This window comes from Pseudomonas sp. MM211 (assembly GCF_020386635.1).
Taxonomy (GTDB): Bacteria; Pseudomonadota; Gammaproteobacteria; order Pseudomonadales; family Pseudomonadaceae; genus Aquipseudomonas.
The window spans coordinates 2764755-2787245 of the sequence record NZ_CP081942.1 but is presented as its reverse complement, the minus strand read 5'-3'; the positions used below and the strand labels follow the sequence as shown (position 1 = coordinate 2787245).

Sequence of the window (22491 nt, the reverse complement as noted above, 5' to 3'; positions counted from 1 at the left end):
TTGACTCATTTGCAGTTATACACGATCATTCGCGCCTTTCGAGTACTAACTAAATGGGCTGAGCCCCAGGTGAAGCATGAGCACGATTCGCGAGCGTTGCGTTTTTTCGGCGATAACCCTTTTGGTAGCGATCAGCCTCGCCGGCTGTGACAAGGGCGAGCAAGGCTGGGGGGAGGCGCCGCCCCGCGAAGTCGACGTGCTTACCGTCAAGACCGAGCCCTTCACCGTGGTCGCCGAATTGCCGGGCCGTATCGAGCCCGTACGCGTCGCCGAAGTGCGCGCTCGGGTCGCCGGTATCGTGCTCAAGCGTACCTTCGAGGAAGGCGCCGACGTCAAGGCGGGCGACCTGCTGTTCCAGATCGATCCCGCGCCGTTCAAAGCTGCGCTGTCTCGTGCTCAGGGCGAACTGGCTCGCGCCGAAGCGCAGCTGTTCCAGGCTCAAGCCACCGTTAAACGCTACGAGCCGCTGGTCAAGATAGACGCCGTCAGCCAACAGGACTTCGACGTCGCTCGCGCTGCCCTGCAAAGCGCTCAGGCTGACAAGCGTTCGGCCCAGGCCAACGTGGAAACCGCGCAGCTGGACGTAGGTTATGCACAGGTGCGCGCGCCTATCGCCGGGCGTATCGGCCGTGCGCAAGTCACTGAAGGCGCACTGGTCGGCCAGGGCGAAACCACCCTGCTCGCGCGCATTCAGCAACTCGACCCGGTCTACGCCGACTTCACTCAGCCGGCTGCCGATGCCTTGCGCCTGCGCGCCGCCATTGCCGACGGCAAGGTGTCCGGTGACGGCGACAAGACACTGTCGCTGAGCGTCGACGGCACCGATATCGAGAGCAAAGGCACCCTGCTGTTCACCGATATCTCCGTAGACCGCAGTACCGGCCAGATCGCCCTGCGCGGGCGCTTCGAAAACCCGAATGGCGTGTTGCTGCCGGGCATGTACGTGCGCGTACGCACCCCGCAGGGCCTCGATCAGGACGCCATCCTGGTGCCGCAACGCGCCGTGCAGCGCTCCGCGGACGGCAAGGCCAGCGTGATGCTGCTGGGTGCCGAGAACACCGTGGAAGCGCGTCCGGTCACCACCGGCAGCATGCAGGGCGCACGCTGGCAGATCACCGAAGGCCTGAAGGCCGGCGACCAGATCATCACCAGCTCCCTGGCGGCAATCCGACCGGGCGCCAAAGTCGTGCCGCGTCAGCCAGGCGCTGAAACGCAGAACGACACCACTCCCCAGGCGCAATAAGTCGGAGCAACGACATGTCCTTGTTTTTTATCCGGCGCCCCAACTTTGCCTGGGTAGTCGCCCTGTTCATCACGATGGGCGGCTTGCTGGCCATCCCCTTTTTGCCGGTGGCGCAATACCCCAACGTGGCGCCGCCGCAGATCACCGTTACCGCCACCTATCCGGGCGCTTCGGCGCAGGTGCTGACCGACTCGGTCACCAGCGTGATCGAGGAAGAGCTCAACGGCGCGAAGAACCTGCTGTACTTCGAGTCCACCAGCAACGCCAACGGTATCGCTGAAATCACCGTGACCTTCCAGCCGGGCACCGATCCCGAGCTGGCCCAGGTCGACGTGCAGAACCGCTTGAAACGTGCCGAGGCACGTATGCCTCAGGCGGTGCTCACCCTTGGTATCCAGACCGAACAAGCCACTGCCGGCTTTCTGCTGATCTACGCGCTGAGCTACAAGGACGGCAGCGCGAACGATGACACCACGGCGCTGGCCGACTATGCGGCGCGTAACATCAACAACGAGATCCGCCGTGTGCCGGGTGTCGGCAAGCTGCAGTTCTTTGCCTCCGAAGCCGCCATGCGCGTGTGGATCGACCCGCAGAAGCTGGTGGGTTACGGCCTGTCGATCGACGACGTCAACAACGCCATTCGTGCCCAGAACGTACAGGTGCCGGCGGGCGCCTTCGGCAGCACGCCGGGTACGGCGGAGCAGGAGCTGACCGCGACCCTGGCGGTCAAGGGCACCCTGGATAACCCGCAAGAGTTCGCCGCCATCGTGCTGCGCGCCAACCAGGACGGCTCACGCCTGACCCTGGGCGATGTCGCACGCATCGAAATCGGCAGCCAGGACTACAACTTCGGCTCACGCCAGGACGGTAAACCCGCCGTGGCCGCCGCCGTGCAGCTGGCACCGGGCGCCAATGCCATCCAGACCGCCGAAGCGGTCAAGCAGCGCCTGACCGAGCTGTCGGCCAACTTCCCGGATAACGTGCAGTTCTCCATGCCGTACGACACCTCGCGGTTCGTCGACGTGGCCATCGACAAGGTCATCATGACCCTGGCCGAAGCCATGGTGCTGGTATTCCTGGTGATGTTCCTGTTCCTGCAGAACGTGCGTTACACGCTGATTCCCTCCATCGTGGTGCCGGTGTGCCTGCTCGGTACGCTGACCTTCATGTACCTGCTCGGCTTCTCGGTGAACATGATGACCATGTTCGGCATGGTGCTGGCCATCGGTATTCTGGTGGACGATGCCATCGTGGTGGTGGAGAACGTCGAACGGATCATGGCCGAAGAAGGCCTGGATCCGGTGCCGGCGACCATCAAGGCCATGGGCCAGGTCTCCGGGGCGATCCTCGGCATCACCCTGGTGCTGTCGGCGGTGTTCCTGCCACTGGCGTTCATGTCCGGCTCGGTGGGTGTGATCTACCAGCAGTTCTCGCTGTCACTGGCGGTGTCGATCCTGTTCTCGGGCTTCCTGGCGCTGACCTTCACGCCCGCGCTGTGCGCCACCCTGCTCAAGCCGATCCCCCAGGGGCACCACGAAAAGACCGGTTTCTTTGGCTGGTTCAACCGTAAGTTCACCGGGCTGACCGGGCGTTACACGAAACTCAACAGCAAGCTGGTGCCACGCGCCGGGCGCTTCATGTTCGTCTACCTGGGCATCGTGATTCTGATGGGCTTCTTCTACCTGCGCTTGCCGGAATCCTTCGTGCCGGTCGAAGACCAGGGCTACATGATCGTCGATATCCAGCTGCCTCCGGGCGCCACCCGCGAGCGCACCTCGTCGACCGCCAAGGAGCTGGAGGAATTCCTCGCCACTCGTGAAGCCGTAGCGACTTCGTTCGTGGTGCTGGGCTTCAGCTTCTCGGGCATGGGTGAAAACGCCGCCATCGCTTTCCCGCTACTCAAGGACTGGTCGAGCGTAACGACGAACAATCGGTGCAAGCCGAAACCGCGGCGGTCAACGGGCGCTTCGCCAACCTTGACGACGGCGCCATGATGGCTGTTCCACCGCCGCCTATCGAAGGGTTGGGCAACTCGGGTGGTTTCTCCTTGCGCCTGCAAGACCGGGGTGGTCTGGGCCGTGAAGCGCTGCTCGCGGCGCGTGACGAAGTGCTGGGCAAGGTCAACGGTAATCCGTTGTTCCTGTACGGCATGATGGAGGGCCTGGCCGAAGCGCCACAGTTGCGCCTGATCATCGACCGCGATCAGGCACGCGCTCAGGGCGTCAGCTTCGAGTCGATCAGCAGTGCGCTGTCTACCGCGTTCGGCTCCTCAGTGATCAACGATTTCGCCAACGCCGGTCGCCAGCAGCGCGTCGTCGTGCAAGCCGAGCAAGCTGCGCGGATGACGCCAGACAGCGTACTCAAGCTGCACGTGCCCAACGACAGCGGCAGCCTGGTACCGCTGAGCGCCTTCGTGACCACGCAGTGGGAAGAAGGCCCGACACAGGTTGCCCGCTACAACGGTTATCCGTCGATCCGCATTTCCGGCGACGCCGCCCCTGGCGTCAGCACCGGCGAGGCCATGGCCGAACTGGAACGCATCGCTGGCGACCTGCCGGAAGGCATCGGCTACGAGTGGACGGGCCTGTCCTATCAGGAGAAGGTCGCCAGCGGCCAGGCGGTGATTCTCTTCGCCCTGGCCATCGTGGTGGTCTTCCTGCTGCTGGTCGCCCTTTACGAGAGCTGGGCGATTCCGCTGACGGTGATGCTCATCGTACCGGTCGGCGCACTCGGCGCAGTGCTTGCGGTGACGGCCATCGGCCTGCCCAACGATGTGTACTTCAAGGTCGGCCTGATCACCGTGATCGGCCTGGCGGCGAAGAACGCCATCCTTATCGTCGAGTTCGCCAAGGATCTGTGGGAGGAAGGTTATTCCCTGCGCGATGCTGCCATCGAAGCGGCACGCCTGCGCTTCCGGCCAATCATCATGACCTCCATGGCCTTCATGCTCGGCGTGGTTCCCCTGGTGATCGCCAGCGGCGCCGGTGCTGCCAGCCAGCGCGCCATCGGTACCGGGGTGCTGGGCGGCATGTTCAGCGCGACCTTGCTCGGGGTGATCTTTGTGCCGATCTTCTTCGTCTGGGTGCTCTCGCTGCTGCGTACCAAGCCTAAGCAAACCGACAATCACCCACTGCACAAAGCGGAGTAATGCCATGACCACCCAAATCATGCTGCGCCCCGCCCTACTGGCAATGGCCATCGCCCTCGGAGGTTGTTCCCTGGCCCCTCATTACGAGCGGCCGGATGCGCCGGTCGCCGAGCAATGGACGGCCGCGAGCACAGCCGGCACTCGCGCGGATGCGTTGGACTGGCAGACCTTTATCGTCGATGCCGACCTGCGCCGTGCGGTGGACACCGCCCTGAGCAATAACCGTAGCCTGCGCCAGGCGCTGCTGGATATCGAAGCGGCGCGCGCCCAGTACCGTATCCAGCGCGCCGACCGCCTGCCGTCGATCAACGCCAACGCCACCGGCAACCGCCAGCGCTTGCCCGCCGATCAGTCGCAGACCGGGCGCTCCGAGGTGACCAGCGTCTATCAGGTCGGCGTGGGCCTGGCCGAGTACGAGGTCGACCTGTTCGGCCGTGTGCGCAACCTCTCCGAGGCGGCGCTGGAAACCTACCTGGCCACCGAGGAAGCGACCCGCGCCACGCAGATCAGCCTGATCGCCGAAGTGATCCAGGCCTACCTGACCCGCGACGGCGCCTTGCGCCGCAGGGCGCTGATCGAACAGACCCTGGACAGCCGCCTGGCCTCGCTGGATCTGGTCAGCAGACGCCGCGAAGCCGGTACCGCTACGGCGCTGGATTATCAGGAAGCCGTCGGCCTGGCCGAGCAGGCCAAGGCCGAACGCGAAAGTACCGAGCGTCAGCTGCGCCAGGCGGACAACGCCCTGGTGCTGCTGCTCGGCACGCCGGACGTGGAGCGATTGCTGCCCGCCAAACCGCGCGACAACCTGATGGTGCTGCAAGACATCGCCCCAGGCACCACCTCGGCATTGATCGAGCGGCGCCCGGACATTCTGGCCAGCGAACACCGGCTCAAGGCACGTAATGCCGATATCGGTGCCGCACGTGCAGCGTTCTTCCCGCGTATCACCCTGACCGGCTCGGTAGGCAGTTCCAGCACCGAGCTGTCGCGGCTGTTCGATGGCGGCTCGCGGGCCTGGAGCTTCGCGCCGAGCCTGTCGCTGCCGATCTTCGCCGGCGGCCGTAACCGCGCCAACCTGAACCTCGCCGAAGTCCGCCAGGACGCGGCAGTGGCGGACTACGAAAGCACCATCCAGACCGCCTTCCGGGAAGTCGCCGATGCCCTCGCCGCCACTGACACGCTGCGCCGCGAGGAAGCCGCGCGGCGTGCGCTGGCCGACTCCAGCCAGGCCGCGGAAACCCTCGCCGAAGCGCGTTATAGAGGCGGCGTGGACGACCACCTGCGTTACCTCGACGCGCAACGCAGCAGCTTCACCGACCAGACCACCCTGATCCAGATCAGCACCGAGCGGCAACTCGCCCTGGCTGATCTGTTCAGAACCCTGGGCGGCGGCTGGACAGGAGATGGAATGGCGCGTGCGGATGCTTCGGCACCCGCGCAGCGCTGATGAATAAAGGGCGTGTTGGCGAAAGCCGCACGCCCTTGTGCATCACCTCAGCAGCAGCCCGTTTCGGTCAGAGCCGGAAACCTGCCACCAGGCTGTTGAGGCTGACCGCCAACCGCGACAGTTCCTGACTGGCAGAGCTGGTCTGGTTAGCCCCGGCAGACGTCTGCAGAGACAGATCACGGATGTTCACCAGGTTACGGTCGACCTCGCGAGCCACCTGTGCTTGCTGCTCCGAGGCGCTGGCAATCACCAGGTTACGCTCGTTGATCGAGCCGATGGCCCGTACGATCACTTCCAGCGCCTGACCGGCCGCTTGCGCCAGGGACAGAGTCGAATCGGTGCGCACACTGCTGCTTTCCATCGCCTTCACCGCATGCTCGGTGCCCTGCTGGACGGTCTCGATCATCTGCTCGATTTCCCGAGTCGATTGTTGAGTTCGGTGGGCCAGTGCACGCACCTCATCGGCCACCACCGCGAAACCACGGCCTTGCTCACCCGCCCTGGCCGCCTCGATAGCCGCGTTCAGCGCCAGCAGATTGGTCTGCTCGGCAATCGAGCGGATCACGTTGACCACCTGGCTGATGTTGCGCACGTTGCCAGCCAGCTTGCCGACCTCGGCGGACGTCGAGGTGACGTCCTGGGCCAGCAGGTGAATCGAGTCGACCGTCTGGCGTACCTGATCCTGCCCCTGACGCGCATTGCTGTCCGACTCCTGCGAAGCCTCGGAGGTGCTGACCGCGTTCTGCGCCACCTCTTCCACCGCAGCAGTCATCTGGTTGACCGCAGTGGCGGCCTGTTCGATTTCATTGTTCTGCTGGTGCAGCCCACGGGTCGAATCTTCGGTGACCGCATGCAGCTCTTCGGAAGCGGATGCCAGCTGGTTCGAGGAATCGGCAATCTGCTGGAGAGTACCGCGCAGGCTGCGCTGCATAACGGCCAGCGCCTGCAACAGCTGAGCAGGTTCGTCGCGCCCTTCATCACTGAACTCGCGGGTCAGATCACCGGCAGCGATGGTCTGCGCCACGCCAACGGCCTTGCTCAGCGGCCTGACGATGCTGCGGGTGAGGAACACGGCCAGGAAGATGGTCAGCAACGTGGCGATCAGCACCACCGACACCACGATGGTGTTACCACTGCCGTACACGCTCTCGCTCTCTGCCGACGCATGGGCAGCCCCCTGGCGATTGAATTCGGTCAGCTCCCGCAACTCACGGACAATGGTATCGCCCTCTTCGGCCATTACCCCGGTAATGATTTTCCTGGCCTCGTCGCGCTGCCCATGGCGCATCAGGTCAATCACTTCAGCCTGGTGCGCCATATAGCGCTCCTTGACGCTGAGCAAACGCTGGTAGAGCGCCCGTTCTGAGTCGCTATAAACCAACGCCGAATAACGTTCTTGCGCGAGTTGCAGATCAGCTTTGGCGCCATCGATAAGCGCTAAGGTGCCCTGCGCTGCCTGCTCACTATCGAGGATGTAAAGGCGCAACGTCAGCGCTCTGATGCGGAAAATAGCCGTACTCAACTCATTCAACGTCAGCGTGGATGGAAACCACTTCGACTCGATGGCATCGGACATGCTGTCCATGCGCTTCATCTGCCCCAGGGTCGTAACCCCCAAGACCACCACGAGAACCGCCAACGCAGCGAAGGAAATACCCGCACGCAAACCGATTTTCACATTCCTGAACGACATCTCATCTGCTCCTGGATCACTAAGTGTTCTGCTCAGGCGCGCGTTCTCGGGCCTGTGGTCATGCCAATTTCGTGGGGTGAGGCAGTACTCGCGTCGTCACCTGGAAGCGATGACGCACGGCTCCTCGAGACCATCGATCAACGCCTGTGGGCGGGCAAAAAGAAACCCTTGAACCCACTGCGCATCACACTCCTGAGCAATCTCCAGATCCTCGGTGGTCTCAATGCCCTCGACCACAACGTGGGCGGCAAGGGTGCTGCACAGCCCGATCAGATGCTTCAGGGTCTTGCCATGCAGGGATGACTGCCGAGCTCGGCGTATGTAGCCCTGATCGATCTTGATCAGATCGGGCTGGCCTTGCTGAATGAAGGTGAGGGTCGCGAACCCCGACCCGAAGTCATCGATCGCCACGTGACAGCCGGTGCTTCTCAGTTGGTGAACGAACTCGATAGCCTGTTCATGGCTGGGTTGCGCTGAACTTTCGGTTATCTCGATGACCAACCGACGCGCCAAGTTGGCATCGTCCGCGAGCTGCTGCAGCACTCGCTCCCAGTGAGAGTCGAGCCTGGCGCTCTGCGCCGATATATTGCAGCCCAGTGTCAGACTTGGGTGGCTCTGCAGCAGGGCGATCACGCTGTTGGCGACACAGCAATCCAATTGCCTGATCGACTGCAGACGCTCCAGAACCGCAAAGGGATTGAAATCCAGCGCTTCGCCACTGCTGCGCAGCAGCCCCTCGTGATAGAGGGTGCGCTGCGCATTAGCAGGGGCAACCACCGGTTGAAAAGCCAGGTGAAACCGGCCCTGCTGCAACTGCCCGTAAAAATACCGGGCCCGAGCCTCGTCGCTCGAAGCCACGGCGGCAGACATCTGCGCCAGGCGGATCATAGAGTTACCTGAAAATATTTTTGCATCGCACGACATTCCCCTAGGCTGTCCCTGCCAGCCTCGTCAGTCGCTCGATGCCGCCCCTGGGTCAGCGGCCCCGTTAAACCGGGCCTGGCCTAGACCAGAAAAATCAGGGTCGCGATAACGCGCCACAACCCCGGCACTGCGCTTTTGCCAGTTCGGGTCTGCAACGTTTCACGAAGCGTATTCTTGGTTTTATGGGGTTCGAGGATCGACATCAAAACCGACAGATAACCGGGAAGCGGCATATCGGCTAGTCGACAAAAACTGCGAGGCTTGGTGGGATATTTATAAGCGTGCTTATGTTTACACCGCCGCGCCTACTCGAATAGTGTTCTCACGCACCTGTTTCTTGTCCGCACGCCCATCCGTCAGTCTTTATTCGATCAATCAGCACCACCCGAGAATCAGGAAAGCCGATGTACACGATGACGAGCGCCTGCTTTCAGGTGATGGCCAAGACCCTGCTCCAACAAGGCATCGATCCGGGCAAGCTGAACCACGAACTGGTCGCTGCGCTGAGCCGCGGAGCCCCAATCAGGCTGGCTCAGGTCTATGACCTGTTTTCCCAGGCGACCGAGCAGGCGAACAACGCGGATATTGGCCTGGCCACATACGCCCATGCCCACCCGAGTATTCTTGGCGCGCAGTGCTACTCGATCATGTCCAGCCCGACACTGGGTAGTGCGCTCAAACTGCTGGCGGACTTCCACCCGCTGACCAGCAATGGCTCGCACATACTTCTCGAGCAACGACACGACACGCTGAAACTGATTGGCCTGGAAGTCGGCACCTCACCAACACCAGCACCTCGCGCCTTCATCGATGCTGGCGCCGCCTTGACCCTCGGCCTGATCCACTGGCTGACACCCCACGAAAAGCCCATGCCACTGGCGGTGGAGTTCACCTACCCGCAGCCCGACAACATCACACGTTTGCAGCAGCTGTTCGGCGACAATCTGCGCTTCTCGGCGCCGCACAACAGCCTGACGTTCCGTGGCGAAATCAGCGCCTTCACCCTGCCGACGGCAGATGAAGCCCTACATGTCATGCATCAGGAATATGCCCAGGCGCGTCTCGACGACGTGGTCAATGGCTCTGTCGCAGCGCGCGTGGTGAGGCTGCTGGTGGAGCAACTCACTCAGGGACTCAACCCCAGCCTGAGCGAGATCGCCGACGCACTGAGCCTGAGCAAACGCAGCCTGCAGCATGCCCTGGAACGTGAAATGGTGAGCTTTACCCAACTGCAGGAGGAGTCGCGCCTGAAGCTGGCACACAACTTCCTGCGCAACTCCAGCCGCAGCCTCAAGTACATCTCGACCACCCTGGGCTTTCGCGACCAGAGCAGCTTCCACAAGGCCAGCATGCGCTGGTTCGGCATGCCGCCCAGCCAATATCGCAACCTTCAGGAACAGTGCTGAACCATGGCGATACCCAGAATGCTCATCAAAAGGTGAGGCAACCAGCGTCGCTTGCATACGAGCCAGGCCGCTAGAGACAAGAAAAAGACAGGAATGGGCTGAAGCAAATCATCGTCGGCCCCACCTGCCGACTTGGCGAAACACCTCGGGCGCCTGCCCCAAAGGGCGCGACGACCGAGCTGATCGATTCAGATCAAGACGCGCGCTCTTCGCTCGGCGCCTGTTTGTGCCACAGGGTCGGGATCAGGAACACGATCGCCAGCAGGCAGGCGCCGATCAGCAGTACGAAGCCGCCGTCCCAGCCGAAGTGGTCGACGGTGTAGCCCATCGCCGCGCTTGCCGCGACCGAGCCACCCAAGTAACCGAACAGGCCGGTGAAGCCCGCTGCAGTACCTGCCGCCTTCTTCGGCGCCAGCTCCAGCGCGTGCAGACCGATCAACATGACCGGGCCGTAGATCAGGAAGCCGATGGAGAACAGCGCAGCCATATCGACGATCGGGTTACCCGGCGGATTGAGCCAGTACACCACGGTCGCGACCGTCACCAGAGCCATGAACACCACGCCGGTCAGGCCACGGTTGCCACGGAACACCTTGTCCGACATCCAGCCGCACAGCAGCGTGCCGGGAATGCCCGCCCACTCGTAGAAGAAATACGCCCAGGACGTCTTGTCGACCGAGAAGTGCTTGACCTCCTTCAGGTAGGTCGGCGCCCAGTCCAGCACACCGTAACGCAGCAGATAAACGAACACGTTGGCCAGGGCGATGAACCACAGCATCTTGTTGCGCAGGATGTACTTGACGAAGATCTCGCGGGTACTGAATTCCTTCTCGTGGCTGGCATCGTAGCCCTCCGGATAGTCATTCTTGTACTGCTCGATGGGTGGCAAGCCGACCGATTGCGGGGTATCGCGCATGGTCATGAAGGCGAAGACCGCCACCAGCAACGCCACTGCAGCCGGCACGTAGAACGCCGCGTGCCAGTCGTTGAACAGCCCCATACCGACCAGGAACAGCGGCCCGATCAGGCCACCGCCGACGTTATGGGCGACGTTCCAGACCGACACCACGCCGCCACGCTCTTTCTGCGACCACCAGTGCACCATGGTTCGGCCGCTGGGCGGCCAGCCCATGCCCTGCGCCCAGCCGTTGATGAACAGCAGGATGAACATCATGGTCACGCTGGAGGTAGCCCAGGGCGCGAAACCGAAAACGAACATCACGCCTGCTGACACCAGCAAACCGAAAGGCAGGAAGTAGCGAGGGTTGGAGCGGTCGGAAATCAGTCCCATCAAGAATTTCGAAAGCCCGTAGGAGATGGCGATGGCGGACATCGCCAAGCCAAGCTGCCCGCGGCTGTAACCCTCTTCCTCGATCAGGTAGGGCATGGCCAGCGAGAAGTTCTTGCGCAGCAGGTAGTAACCGGCATAGCCGATGAATATCCCGGCGAATATCTGCCAACGCAGGCGGCGGTAGGTGCTATCGATCTGTTCTTCGGGCAGGGTTTCCCGATGAGGGGCGGGACGGAAGAAGGCGAACATCCTGAGACTCCAGTTCTTGTTTTAGCTGCGCACTTTGAATGTGACAGTTATGTGACATTTTCATTAACGAAAATAGCACTCACAACTGAAGCGGTAAAGGCAAGAAACTGTTGGAATCTGAACTAATCCGCGCTATTCGGACGGGAGGATGCTCTGGCTTCATCCATTGAGCGATACAAGAACAGTAGAAAAATGTCGTCGCCACAGAAGCGGAACGAAAAAAGCGCGATCCGCCGGCTGGCAAATCGCGCTTTTCAGAACCCCGGACGCGCAGTCAGCGAGCGGTGATCACCGCCAGCTTGGTGATACCGGCCCGCTCGATAGCGGCCATGGCCTTCGCCACCGAGCCGTAGTCCACCTGGTCGTCGGCCTGCAGCTGCACCTTCAGTTCGGCGTCGTCGGCCTTGGCCTGAATCAGGCTGCTTTCCAGCAGCTCCGGCTGGATCTCATCCTTGTTGATGAACAGCTTGCCGTCACCATCGATGCTGATCACCAGCGGGTCTTTCTGGTCGGCTGGGGCCACGGCTTCGGTCTTCGGCAGGTTGATCGGAATAGAGTTGGTCAGCAGCGGTGCGGTGACGATGAATACCACCAGCAGCACCAACATCACGTCTACCAGCGGCGTGACGTTGATTTCGCTGAGTACTTCGTCATTGTCCTGGGTCGAGAATGCCATGTCACACCGCCTCTTTTACGGGTTGGCCGGTGGCGATTCCACCGCGCTTTGCACCTGGGTGAACGATGACCTTGAAAGCACTCTTTTGCGCCAGGCTGTAGAAGTCATGGGCAAAATCGTCGAGATCCGCCGCGGTCAGCTTGAGGCGGCGCAGGAAGTAGTTGTAGACCAGCACCGCTGGTACCGCGACGGCGATGCCCACACCGGTGGCAACCAGCGCGGCACCGATCGGCCCGGCAACGGTTTCCAGGCTGGCGTTACCCGCTGCGCTGATGCCCTTGAGCGCTTCCATGATGCCCCACACAGTGCCGAACAGGCCGATGAAGGGTGAGGTAGAACCGATGGAGGCGACCACGGCCAGACCGGATTCCAGCGAGCGACGCTCACGCTGGATCTGCTGACGCAGGGCGCGCTCAAGGCGATCCTGGTGGTTGATCGCCTGGCTCAGGTCGCCCGGCTGCTGGCCGTCCGGTACCTGGATAGCGGCGAAACCGGCCTGGGCAACATGAGCCACGGCGCCAGACTGGCTCTGACCCAGCTCTAAGGCCGAGTCGAGACTGGTGGCCGACCAGAACAGCTTTTGGAACTTGCGATCCTGATGGCGCTGGCGGGCAAACTGAATGCCCTTGATCAGGGCTAGGCCCCAGGTGACGACGGAGAAGCCGATCAGCAGCCAGATGACGGCGTGTTCGACCGATTGCAGGGGGGAATCGACTAGCAGGTTCATGGTGCGGTCCTCGGAAAACAGTATGTCGATGACAGGTTTCGGGCCCGGACTGTCCGGGCTCGTGAAAAAGGGTGTCGCCGTATGCGTCAGTTCAGGCGGAAGTCCAGCGGTACCGTGACCCAGCCTTCCTGGGCAACATCACCACGCTTGGCGGGCACGAAGCTCCAGCGCTGTACCGCTTTAACTGCAGCCTGGTCGAGGACGTCGCGACCACTGCTGGTCTGGATCTGAATATCGCCGGGCTTGCCGTTGGCCAGCACGCGGATGCGCAGCAGCACGGTGCCTTCCCAACCGCGGCGCTGGGCCAGGGAGGGATATTCCGGCGCCGGGTTGCGCAGGTAAGCGGCGCTGGCGGATGGCGGCGTCTCGGTCACCGGCTTGGGAGCTGGCGGCGCGGGCGGTGCCGGTGGCGCTTCGACCTTGGGCGGCGCAGGCGCAGGCTCGACCGGTTTCGGCACGGGCTTGGGCTCCGGCTTGGGTTTCGGCGGCTGCGGCTTGGGCTTTGGAGGTTCCGGCTTGGGCGGTGGTTTGACCGCCAGCTCATCGACCACCGGTGGTGGTGGCTCGACGATCGGCTCGGGAGGTGGTGGCTCTACCACTGGCTCCGGTGGCGGAGTCGGGGCGGCGAATTCGATGGTCATCGGCGGGATTTCCACCGGCACTTCCGGCAGCACCGGCTCGGGCCGCTGGCTCAGCCAGAACAGCACACCTGCGTGCAACACCAACGCGAAAGTACCCAGCAGAATCGCTTCACGGCGCCCCAGAACGGGACGCGAGGCATGGGGGGCGTGACGCAGCGTACCCAGCGCCTGGCGCAGTGGTACACCGAGGTCAAAGACCTCTCCGGGCACGCGCGCCTGCTGCCAGGCTGCATTGGAACGCACGGAGGATTGAAGATTACCCATTACCAACAGACTCCTGGAAGTACCGACTTAGAGCCGGTCTAAGCAAAAACGGAATTCCAGTTGTCTGGTGCGGCTAAGAATGAGGGTTACCGATTATTTCGTAAAATCACTTTTTTTCAGATGGTTATTCGATTGGAGAATATAGAGCGTGCCTATCCCCAATTTAAGATGACCTGCCTCGGGGAATAGCGTGACAGCCAGCCTTATCAGCCCTCTGAACCAGAGCGCATCAGCTAACAGAATGAGAGGAATGAAAACAAGAAAAGCGGCCAATGGCCGCTTTTCAGGAAACCTGCTAAAGGCAGGTGGATATGGCGCAGCGGACGGGACTCGAACCCGCGACCCCCGGCGTGACAGGCCGGTATTCTAACCGACTGAACTACCGCTGCGTGTCGGTGGACTTGCGTCCGTACAACTCTTGCTTCGTCAGATACGTAAGCGGTGCTTTCGTATCACATCCCAGAACGGCGTCTGGTATGGAAAATATGGCGCAGCGGACGGGACTCGAACCCGCGACCCCCGGCGTGACAGGCCGGTATTCTAACCGACTGAACTACCGCTGCGCGTCGGTGGACTTACGTCCGATTCTCTCAAGGCAAGTGGTGGGTGATGACGGGATCGAACCGCCGACCCTCTGCTTGTAAGGCAGATGCTCTCCCGGCTGAGCTAATCACCCTTGGCCTTGCGAGGAGGCGAAATTTACGCGGGGGCCGAACCTAAGTCAAGGCCCCGCTTCGTTTTTTTCTAAAAAGGTGGTTTTTACAGCGCGGCCAGACCACGCGTCAGATCGGCCTTGAGATCGGCCACGTCTTCCAGACCTACCGCAACCCTGATCAGACTGTCGCGAATCCCAGCATTGGCACGCTCTTGCGGCGATAGGCGCCCATGAGAAGTGGTCGCTGGATGGGCAATGGTGGTCTTGGTATCGCCCAGGTTGGTGGTGATGGAGATCACCCGCGTGGCGTCGATGAAACGCCAGGCGCCCTCCTTGCCTCCTTTCACTTCGAAGCTCACCACCGCACCAAAGGCGCTCTGCTGACGCGCAGCCAGCTCATGCTGAGGGTGGCTGGCCAGACCGGCGTAATACACATGCTCGATGCCGTCCTGCTGCTCCAGCCACTGGGCGAGTACGAGCGCACTGGCACAATGAGCCTGCATACGGATACGCAAGGTTTCCAGCCCCTTGAGGAAGATCCAGGCGTTGAACGGGCTCAGCGTCGGCCCTGCGGTACGCAGGAAGCCCACCACGTCGGTCATCAGCTTGGCGCTACCGGCCACCACGCCGCCCATGGCGCGGCCCTGGCCATCAATGAATTTGGTCGCCGAGTGCATGACGATATCCGCACCGAGCTTCAGTGGCTGCTGCAGCGCAGGCGTGCAGAAACAGTTGTCCACAGCCAGCAACGCGCCGCGCTCATGGGCAATCTCCGCCAGCGCAGCGATGTCGACCAGTTCAGCCAGCGGATTGGAAGGCGACTCGACGAACAGCAGTTTGGTGTTCGGCTTGAACGCGGCGGCCCAGCCTTGCAGATCGGCCAACGGCACGTAGTCGACCTGAACGCCAAAACGCTTCAGGTACTTCTCGAACAGGCTGATGGTCGAACCGAATACGCTGCGCGACACCAGCACGTGATCGCCGGCACTGCACAGGCTCATGACGATGGACAGGATCGCCGACATGCCCGAGGCGGTAGCAACGGCCTGCTCGGCCCCTTCCATGGCCGCAATGCGTTCCTCGAACGCACGCACCGTAGGGTTGGTGTAACGCGAGTAGACATTGCCCGGCACTTCGCCCGCGAAGCGTGCGGCTGCATCGGCAGCGGTACGGAATACATAGCTGGAGGTGGTGAACAGCGCCTCGCTATGCTCGCCCTCAGGCGTGCGGTGTTGCCCGGCACGTACCGCCAGGGTGTCGAAACCTACACCGTCCAGATCGCTGTCGAGTCGACCTGCATCCCATTCCTGCGTCATATCGCGTCCTCGTCCTGAAACCAGTCCGGGCCACATGGGCCCGGTTGTTTACGCTTCGTTTGCCGATCAGTTGTTATACAGATCGATAATTTCGCTACCCGCCTGCTGGATGGTCTTGGAGCCATCGTTGCGCGCCAGATCGATGCGATTCAGGTAAGCCTCATCGACGTCGCCGGTGACGTACTGGCCATCGAATACAGCACTGTCGAAATGCTCGATCTTGATCTTGCCACCACCGACGGCTTCTTTCAGATCATCGAGATCCTGATAGATCAGCCAATCGGCACCGATCAACTCAGCCACCTGCTCGGTGGTGCGACCGTGGGCGATCAGCTCGTGGGGGCTCGGCATATCAATGCCATAGACGTTCGGGTAACGCACGGCTGGAGCGGCCGAGCAGAAATACACATTCTTGGCGCCGGCTTCGCGGGCCATCTGAATGATCTGCTTGCAGGTGGTGCCGCGCACGATGGAATCGTCCACCAGCATCACGTTCTTGCCGCGGAACTCCAGCTCGATGGCGTTGAGCTTCTGGCGTACCGACTTCTTGCGCGCAGCCTGTCCCGGCATGATGAAGGTACGGCCGATGTAGCGGTTCTTGACGAAGCCTTCGCGGAACTTCACACCGAGGTGGTTGGCCAGCTCCAGCGCCGACGTACGGCTGGTATCTGGAATCGGAATGACCACGTCGATATCGTGCTCGGGGCGCTCGCGACGAATCTTGTCCGCGAGCTTTTCGCCCATGCGCAGGCGCGCCTTGTACACCGACACACCGTCCATGATCGAGTCCGGGCGAGCCAGATAGACATGTTCGAAAATGCACGGCTTAAGCTGCGGATTGGGTGCGCACTGACGGGTGTGCAACTGGCCTTCTTCAGTGATGTAAACCGCTTCGCCAGGAGCCAGGTCACGAATCAGGGTGAAGCCGAGCACGTCCAGGGCCACGCTCTCGGAGGCGATCATGTACTCGACGCCTTCGTCGGTATGGCGCTGACCGAAGACGATGGGACGAATGCCGTTCGGATCGCGGAAGCCGACAATGCCGTAACCGGTGATCATCGCCACCACGGCGTAACCGCCACGGCAGCGCTTGTGCACGTCCTTGACCGCAGCGAAGACGTCTTCTTCGCTGGGGTTGAGCTTGCCGCGCACGGCCAACTCATGGGCGAACACGTTAAGCAGCACTTCGGAGTCGGAGTTGGTATTGACGTGACGCAGATCCGATTCGTAGATTTCCTTGGCCAACTGTTCGACGTTGGTCAGGTTACCGTTGTGCGCCAGGGTGATGCCGTAGGGCGAGTTGACGTAGAACGGCTGAGCTTCCGCCGAGCTGGAACTACCCGCGGTCGGGTAACGCACGTGACCAATACCCATGTGGCCGATCAGGCGCTGCATGTGCCGCTGCTGAAACACATCACGCACCAGGCCGTTGTCCTTACGCAGGAACAGCCGTCCCTCGTGGCTGGTGACGATACCGGCAGCATCCTGGCCGCGGTGCTGGAGGACGGTAAGGCCGTCATACAGCGCCTGATTGACGTTCGATTTCCCGACGATACCGACAATGCCACACATGTGACGCAACCCCTACTCAGTGAGACGACTATTTACCAGTGCCAACGGGAATGGTTCCCTGCAGCACATCTTTGAACGGCAGTTCGACCGGCTCGCGTATACCACTCGCCAACCACTCGCTGGACATCCCCAGAATGAGGTTCTTCGACCAGTCTGCAACCAACAGAAAATGCGGCAGCAGCGTCGATTGCTGCCACCAGACATCCTGCTCGACGGGTGCCAGGCTCAACAGCCCGACGGCGACCACGACCAGCAAGGCGCCACGTGCGGCGCCGAATACCATACCGAGAAAACGATCCGTACCCGAAAGACCGGTCACCCGGATCAGCTCACCGATCAGATAATTGATCAATGCACCGACCAGCAGGGTCAGTACGAACAACAGAACGCAGGCGGCGATGACACGGGCGGACGGGGTTTCGATATAGGCACCGAGATGCTGCGAGAGCGCACCACCGAACATCCAGGCGACCACGCCAGCGATGATCCAGGTAACGAGCGACAGCGCTTCCTTGACGAAGCCTCGACTCAAGCTGATCAGGCTCGATACGACGATGATGGCGATGATCGCCCAATCGACCCAAGTGAATGCCACGATGCAGGCTACCGATGGAAGAGGCGCTGCATTTTAGCAGACCCCTGCCCATCGGTTAAGCGCATATACCGAGTCAGTTGCTTTCAGGCTGGAAGCGCACCACAAAGCCATTGAGCTTGTGCTGACGATTGAGCTGATCGCGCAGCCGATCGGCCTCGACCCGCTCGACCAAAGGCCCGACGAACACCCGGTTCATGCCATCGGCGGCGCGGATATAGGCGTTGTACCCCTGAGCACGCAGGGTTTTCTGCAGTGTTTCTGCACCTGGGCGACTGGAAAGACTGGCCAATTGCACCGACCAACTGACCGGCAGGCTATTGGCATCCAAACGCTCAGCCGGCGCCTTCTGCGGCGGCGGTGCCACTTCGGCCGGCTTGCTGGGCGTTGGCTGCGGAGCGGGCGTCGCTACGGGCTCCTGGCTGGCAGGCAACTCGGCGATCGGCTGCTCGACGGGCGCTTGCGCCTGATCAGCAGCCGCGCTGTCGCCGGGCACCGGTTCCTGCGGCAGCTCCTGAGGATCGGGGACGATAACCGGCTGCATCTCGATTTCCGGGACTACGGGCTTGGCCGGCATGCTTGGCGCGTCGACCACCACATGACGCAACTCGTCAGGACGGGACAGCAGCATCGGCAGGAAAATCACCGCCAGCGCGACCAGCACCAGAGCCCCGACAATACGTTGCTTCGTTCCACTATCCAGCATTGCCATCCTGCACATCCTCCTGGGCGTGACGCTCCAGCCATATCAGGGCTTCGGCCACGCAGAAAAAAGAACCAAAGAGCAGAATTTCATCCCCTGCCGCGGCGCGCTCGCACTGTGCCTGCAGAGCACTCGCCACATCGGCGTGCATCTCGACCTGTGCAGCACAGGCGATCAGATGCCCATGCAACTCGGCCGCTGAGCGAGAACGCTCGGTCGGCAGCGGCGTCACCGCCCAGTGGGCAATCTCGCCAAGCAGCGGCGCCACGACGGCAGGCAAGTCCTTGTCGGCCAACAGGCCGAAGACTGCCCGGCGCTGACCGTTGACAGGACGGGACTGCAGGCGACCGGCAAGAAACTGCGCAGCGTGGGGATTGTGCCCTACATCGAGCAACAGAGTGAGGGACTTGCCCTGCCAGTTCAAGTGACGACGATCCAGGCGCCCGGTTACCCGGGTAACAGCCAATGCTGCGGCGATGACGCCGGCATCCCAAGGCAGATCGAGCAAGGCATAGGCTTGCAGAGCCAGCGCGGCGTTTTCCATGGGCAGATCGAGCAGTGGCAGGCCCTCAAGGCGCAGCACATGCCCACGCAGCGTCAGCCCGTACCAACTCCAGCCATCCTCAGTGATGCTCAGGTCAAAATCCCGGCAACGCAGAAAAAATGGCACATCGAGTTCAGCGACGCGCTCCAACAGTGGCAGCGGCGGATCGAAATCGCCGCAGAGCGTCGGCTTGCCGAGACGCATGATGCCGGCTTTCTCGAACGCCACCGACTCGCGGGTATCCCCCAGCCAGTCGGCGTGATCCACACCGATGCTGGTGATCAGCGCCAAGTCAGCGTCGATCAGATTGACCGCATCGAGGCGCCCACCCAGACCGACTTCCAGCACCGCGACGTCCAGACCGGCACGCTCGAACAACCAGAAGGCTGCCAACGTGCCCATCTCGAAATAGGTCAGTGAGGTTTCGCCCCGTGCGGCCTCGACGGCGCTGAAAGCCTCACAGAGACCTTCATCGCTGGCGTCCAGACCATCGATCTGCACCCGCTCGTTGTAACGCAGCAGGTGCGGCGAGCTGTACACGCCAACCTTGAGCCCCTGCGCACGCAGCAGCGAGGCGAGAAAAGCACAGGTTGAGCCCTTGCCGTTGGTGCCGGTGACCGTGATCACCCGCAGCGCCGGACGGGAAAGCCCAAGGCGCTTGGCAACCTCCCGGGAGCGCTCCAGGCCCATGTCGATGGCGCTCGGATGCAAACGCTCCAGGTACGCCAGCCACTCGGCCAGGGAGCGCTGGATCATGCCGTGACCGGCAGCGCTGCAGGTGATGGCTGGTGGGTGAACTGCGCCAGCAGACGAGCCAGACGCGAGCGTAGCTCGGCACGGTGAATGATCATGTCGATGGCGCCGTGCTCGATCAGGAACTCGCTGCGCTGGAAGCCTTCTGGCAGCTTCTCGCGAACGGTCTGCTCGATTACCCGCGGGCCGGCAAAACCGATCAGTGCCTTCGGCTCGGCGACGATCACGTCACCCAACATGGCCAGACTGGCGGAAACACCACCGTAGACCGGATCGGTCAGTACCGAAACGAAGGGAATGCCTTCCTCACGCAGACGCGCCAGCACGGCGGAAGTCTTGGCCATCTGCATCAACGAGATCAGCGCTTCCTGCATGCGCGCACCACCGGAGGCGGCAAAGCACACGAATGGGCAGCGCTGCTCCAGAGCCACGTTGGCGGCACGCACGAAACGCTCGCCGACGATAGCGCCCATGGAGCCACCCATGAAGGAGAACTCGAAGGCACAGGCCACGATCGGCATGCCTTCCAGAGTACCGCTCATGGAAATCAGCGCGTCCTTCTCGCCGGTCTGCTTCTGTGCAGCGACCAGGCGATCCTTGTACTTCTTGCTGTCGCGGAATTTCAGGCGATCGTTTGGCTCCAGATCGGCGCCAATCTCTTCACGACCATCGGCGTCGAGGAAGATGTTCAGGCGCGCACGCGCGTTGATACGCATGTGGTGATTGCACTTGGGGCAAACGTCCAGGGTCTTTTCCAGCTCCGGCTTGTACAGCACGGCCTCGCAGGATGGGCACTTGTGCCACAGACCTTCCGGCACCGAACTCTTCTTGACCTCGGAACGCATGATCGATGGGATCAGTTTGTCTACCAGCCAGTTGCTCATGCTCTCAATTCTCCAACGCTGTAGGCTTCAACATGCTTGTTGCACATGACAAGCGAATTCACAAAGTGGTCGCCTCAGGGGCCGGCGTTACGCCCGCCACCTTACCCGACCACGAAAAAAGCGCGCACTTATCGCGGCGATAGGAGTATGGACGGCTCGCTACGCGACGTCGTCACATCGACTCTCCAACCGCCCGCACAGCGCGCACGAAGTCTTTTACCCGACCGGCATCCTTGATGCCCTTGCTCGCCTCTACGCCGCCACTGACATCGACCGCATAAGGCCGCACTTGGGCGATTGCCGCAGATACGTTACTCGGGGTCAGGCCACCGGCAAGGATCACTGGCTTGCTCAATTGCGCAGGCACCAGCGACCAGTCGAAGGCCTGCCCTGTCCCTCCGGGAACACCCTCCACGAAGGTATCGAGCAGAACTCCGCGGGCACCAGGATAAGCATCCACCAGCGCCGCCACATCGTCTTGTGCACGAACCCGCAGCGCTTTGATATAGGGCCGGCCGACGGCTTCGCATTCGGCAGCGGTTTCATCACCGTGAAACTGCAACAGATCCAGCGGTACCGCAGCCAGCACCTTATCCAACTCGGCTCGCTGCATGTCGACGAACAGACCGACCGTGGTCACGAACGGCGGCAGCGCGGTCACGATGGCCCGCGCCTGCTCGATCGACACCGCCCGCGGGCTGCGCTCGTAGAACACCAGGCCGATAGCGTCGGCACCAGCCGCCACTGCGGCGAGCGCATCCTCGAGGCGGGTAATCCCGCAGATCTTGCAGCGAACGACTGACAAAAGACGAATACCTCCGCGAAAGGCCGGATGGTAACAAATGACCACAGGCGATGGGCCATTAATTGCTGCCCCCACCCTGCCCTGCCGGCTAATCCGGGATTGCCACGTCTTTCAGGCCGGACAGGAAGTGCGGCCCCAGATAACGCGTCGGCAACTCGAACTCGGCCGGGTAATCCACCTGCACCAGATACAAGCCGTAAGGATGAGCCGTCACACCACCAGTGCGCCGCACACCGGTAGCCAGCACCTCACCAGCCCACTCCACCGGGCGCTCACCGGCACCAATGGTCATCAGCACGCCAGCGATGTTACGCACCATATGGTGCAGGAAGGCATTGGCACGGATATCCAGCACGATGAAGCGACCATGTTGCAGCAACTCCAGGTGGTGCACCGTCTTGATCGGTGACTTGGCCTGGCACTGCCGCGCACGGAATGCGCTGAAGTCATGGGTACCAATAAACACACGCGCCGCTTCGCGCATGCGCTCGATATCCAGTGGACGGTGGTTCCAGGTGACTTCTTCAGCCATGTGCGCCGGACGTATCTGATCGTTGTAGATCACATAGCGATAGCGTCGCGCCATGGCGCAGAAGCGCGCATCGAAATGCCTTGGCATGGCCTTGGCCCAGGTCACACTGATGTCGCCCGGCAGATTCATGTTGGCACCCATCACCCAGGCGTGCATGGAGCGCTCGACTGTAGTGTCGAAGTGCACCACCTGACCGCTGGCATGTACCAGGGCATCGGTGCGCCCGGCACAGCTCAGCGTCACAGGCGCGCCGCCGGCAACCTTGGAAAGGGCTTTCTCGAGGGACGCCTGGATCGATGGCACGCCGTCACGCTGGCGTTGGAAACCACGGTAACGGGCGCCACGGTACTCGACACCCAGGGCAATCTTGTAAATGCCGACGGCAGCCATTTCGGCTGCCGTCGAGGTACGCACATCAGACATGTA

16 protein-coding genes, 3 tRNA genes and 3 pseudogenes are annotated in these 22491 nt (G+C 61.9%); 4 read left to right on the top strand and 18 right to left on the bottom strand.

Features of this window, described 5'->3' with window-relative positions:
- Nucleotides 1-76 precede the first annotated feature (76 nt).
- The 3 genes and pseudogenes from K5Q02_RS12775 (at nucleotide 77) to K5Q02_RS12765 (ending at nucleotide 5838) form a co-directional block, all read left to right on the top strand.
- Nucleotides 77-1243, top strand: a complete 1167-nt coding sequence (locus K5Q02_RS12775; RefSeq protein ID WP_225831009.1) for an efflux RND transporter periplasmic adaptor subunit — start codon at nucleotides 77-79, stop codon at nucleotides 1241-1243.
- Nucleotides 1244-1257: 14 nt separating this feature from the next.
- Nucleotides 1258-4391: pseudogene (locus K5Q02_RS12770) on the top strand (multidrug efflux RND transporter permease subunit).
- A gap of 4 nt (nucleotides 4392-4395) precedes the next feature.
- Nucleotides 4396-5838, top strand: a complete 1443-nt coding sequence (locus K5Q02_RS12765; protein ID WP_225831007.1) for an efflux transporter outer membrane subunit — start codon at nucleotides 4396-4398, stop codon at nucleotides 5836-5838.
- Between the two features lie 67 nt (nucleotides 5839-5905).
- Here the strand turns inward: K5Q02_RS12765 and K5Q02_RS12760 are convergent.
- The 3 genes and pseudogenes from K5Q02_RS12760 to K5Q02_RS12755 all read right to left on the bottom strand — a co-directional run.
- A pseudogene (locus K5Q02_RS12760) lies at nucleotides 5906-7024 on the bottom strand (methyl-accepting chemotaxis protein); the annotation flags it as partial.
- Nucleotides 7025-7036: 12 nt separating this feature from the next.
- Nucleotides 7037-7531: pseudogene (locus K5Q02_RS24585) on the bottom strand (MCP four helix bundle domain-containing protein); the annotation flags it as partial.
- Nucleotides 7532-7627: 96 nt separating this feature from the next.
- Nucleotides 7628-8419: an EAL domain-containing protein gene (locus tag K5Q02_RS12755; protein WP_225831003.1), complete on the bottom strand. Its 792-nt coding sequence runs from the start codon at nucleotides 8417-8419 to the stop codon at nucleotides 7628-7630.
- A gap of 440 nt (nucleotides 8420-8859) precedes the next feature.
- Between K5Q02_RS12755 and K5Q02_RS12750 the strand changes: the two genes are divergently transcribed.
- The gene (locus K5Q02_RS12750; protein ID WP_225831002.1) at nucleotides 8860-9861 is read left to right on the top strand and encodes an AraC family transcriptional regulator; all 1002 of its coding nucleotides are present in this window, start codon (nucleotides 8860-8862) and stop codon (nucleotides 9859-9861) included.
- Between the two features lie 193 nt (nucleotides 9862-10054).
- On the opposite strand, the gene glpT is transcribed toward K5Q02_RS12750, so the two are convergent.
- From glpT to truA, 15 genes are all read right to left on the bottom strand, one after another.
- The gene (gene glpT, locus K5Q02_RS12745; protein ID WP_179538665.1) at nucleotides 10055-11401 is read right to left on the bottom strand and encodes a glycerol-3-phosphate transporter; all 1347 of its coding nucleotides are present in this window, start codon (nucleotides 11399-11401) and stop codon (nucleotides 10055-10057) included.
- A gap of 274 nt (nucleotides 11402-11675) precedes the next feature.
- Complete coding sequence (locus K5Q02_RS12740; protein WP_075929518.1) at nucleotides 11676-12077, bottom strand: ExbD/TolR family protein; 402 nt, start codon at nucleotides 12075-12077, stop codon at nucleotides 11676-11678.
- A gap of 1 nt (nucleotide 12078) precedes the next feature.
- A complete protein-coding gene (locus K5Q02_RS12735; protein WP_225831000.1) occupies nucleotides 12079-12804 on the bottom strand; it encodes a MotA/TolQ/ExbB proton channel family protein in 726 nt (241 codons plus the stop codon).
- A gap of 86 nt (nucleotides 12805-12890) precedes the next feature.
- On the bottom strand, nucleotides 12891-13709 hold the full coding sequence (locus K5Q02_RS12730; protein WP_225830998.1) for an energy transducer TonB: 819 nt from the start codon (nucleotides 13707-13709) through the stop codon (nucleotides 12891-12893).
- A 312-nt stretch (nucleotides 13710-14021) separates the two neighbouring features.
- Nucleotides 14022-14098: transfer RNA gene (locus K5Q02_RS12725), tRNA-Asp, on the bottom strand.
- 97 nt (nucleotides 14099-14195) lie between these two features.
- A tRNA-Asp gene (locus tag K5Q02_RS12720) sits at nucleotides 14196-14272 on the bottom strand.
- 37 nt (nucleotides 14273-14309) lie between these two features.
- Nucleotides 14310-14385 (bottom strand) — tRNA-Val (locus K5Q02_RS12715).
- Between the two features lie 83 nt (nucleotides 14386-14468).
- The gene (locus K5Q02_RS12710) at nucleotides 14469-15680 is read right to left on the bottom strand and encodes an O-succinylhomoserine sulfhydrylase (protein WP_225830996.1); all 1212 of its coding nucleotides are present in this window, start codon (nucleotides 15678-15680) and stop codon (nucleotides 14469-14471) included.
- A gap of 66 nt (nucleotides 15681-15746) precedes the next feature.
- Nucleotides 15747-17252: an amidophosphoribosyltransferase gene (gene purF / locus K5Q02_RS12705; RefSeq protein ID WP_225830994.1), complete on the bottom strand. Its 1506-nt coding sequence runs from the start codon at nucleotides 17250-17252 to the stop codon at nucleotides 15747-15749.
- Nucleotides 17253-17280: 28 nt separating this feature from the next.
- Nucleotides 17281-17847, bottom strand: coding sequence for a CvpA family protein (locus K5Q02_RS12700; protein ID WP_225830991.1), 567 nt, complete (start codon nucleotides 17845-17847; stop codon nucleotides 17281-17283).
- A gap of 73 nt (nucleotides 17848-17920) precedes the next feature.
- Nucleotides 17921-18556 carry an SPOR domain-containing protein gene (locus K5Q02_RS12695; protein WP_225830989.1) on the bottom strand — a complete coding sequence of 212 codons (636 nt, stop codon included), beginning with the start codon at nucleotides 18554-18556 and terminating at the stop codon, nucleotides 17921-17923.
- On the bottom strand, nucleotides 18540-19847 hold the full coding sequence (gene folC / locus K5Q02_RS12690) for a bifunctional tetrahydrofolate synthase/dihydrofolate synthase (protein ID WP_225830987.1): 1308 nt from the start codon (nucleotides 19845-19847) through the stop codon (nucleotides 18540-18542). The genes K5Q02_RS12695 and folC overlap by 17 nt, the downstream gene beginning before the upstream one ends.
- Nucleotides 19844-20728 (bottom strand): acetyl-CoA carboxylase, carboxyltransferase subunit beta, encoded by an 885-nt coding sequence (gene accD / locus K5Q02_RS12685; protein ID WP_225830985.1) that lies wholly within the window; start codon nucleotides 20726-20728, stop codon nucleotides 19844-19846. Before accD ends, folC begins: the two co-directional genes overlap by 4 nt.
- A 172-nt stretch (nucleotides 20729-20900) precedes the next feature.
- A complete protein-coding gene (locus K5Q02_RS12680; RefSeq protein ID WP_225830982.1) occupies nucleotides 20901-21533 on the bottom strand; it encodes a phosphoribosylanthranilate isomerase in 633 nt (210 codons plus the stop codon).
- Between the two features lie 88 nt (nucleotides 21534-21621).
- Entirely contained in the window at nucleotides 21622-22488 is an 867-nt protein-coding gene (gene truA, locus K5Q02_RS12675; protein WP_225830980.1) for a tRNA pseudouridine(38-40) synthase TruA, read from the bottom strand.
- Between the last annotated feature and the right edge of the window lie 3 nt (nucleotides 22489-22491).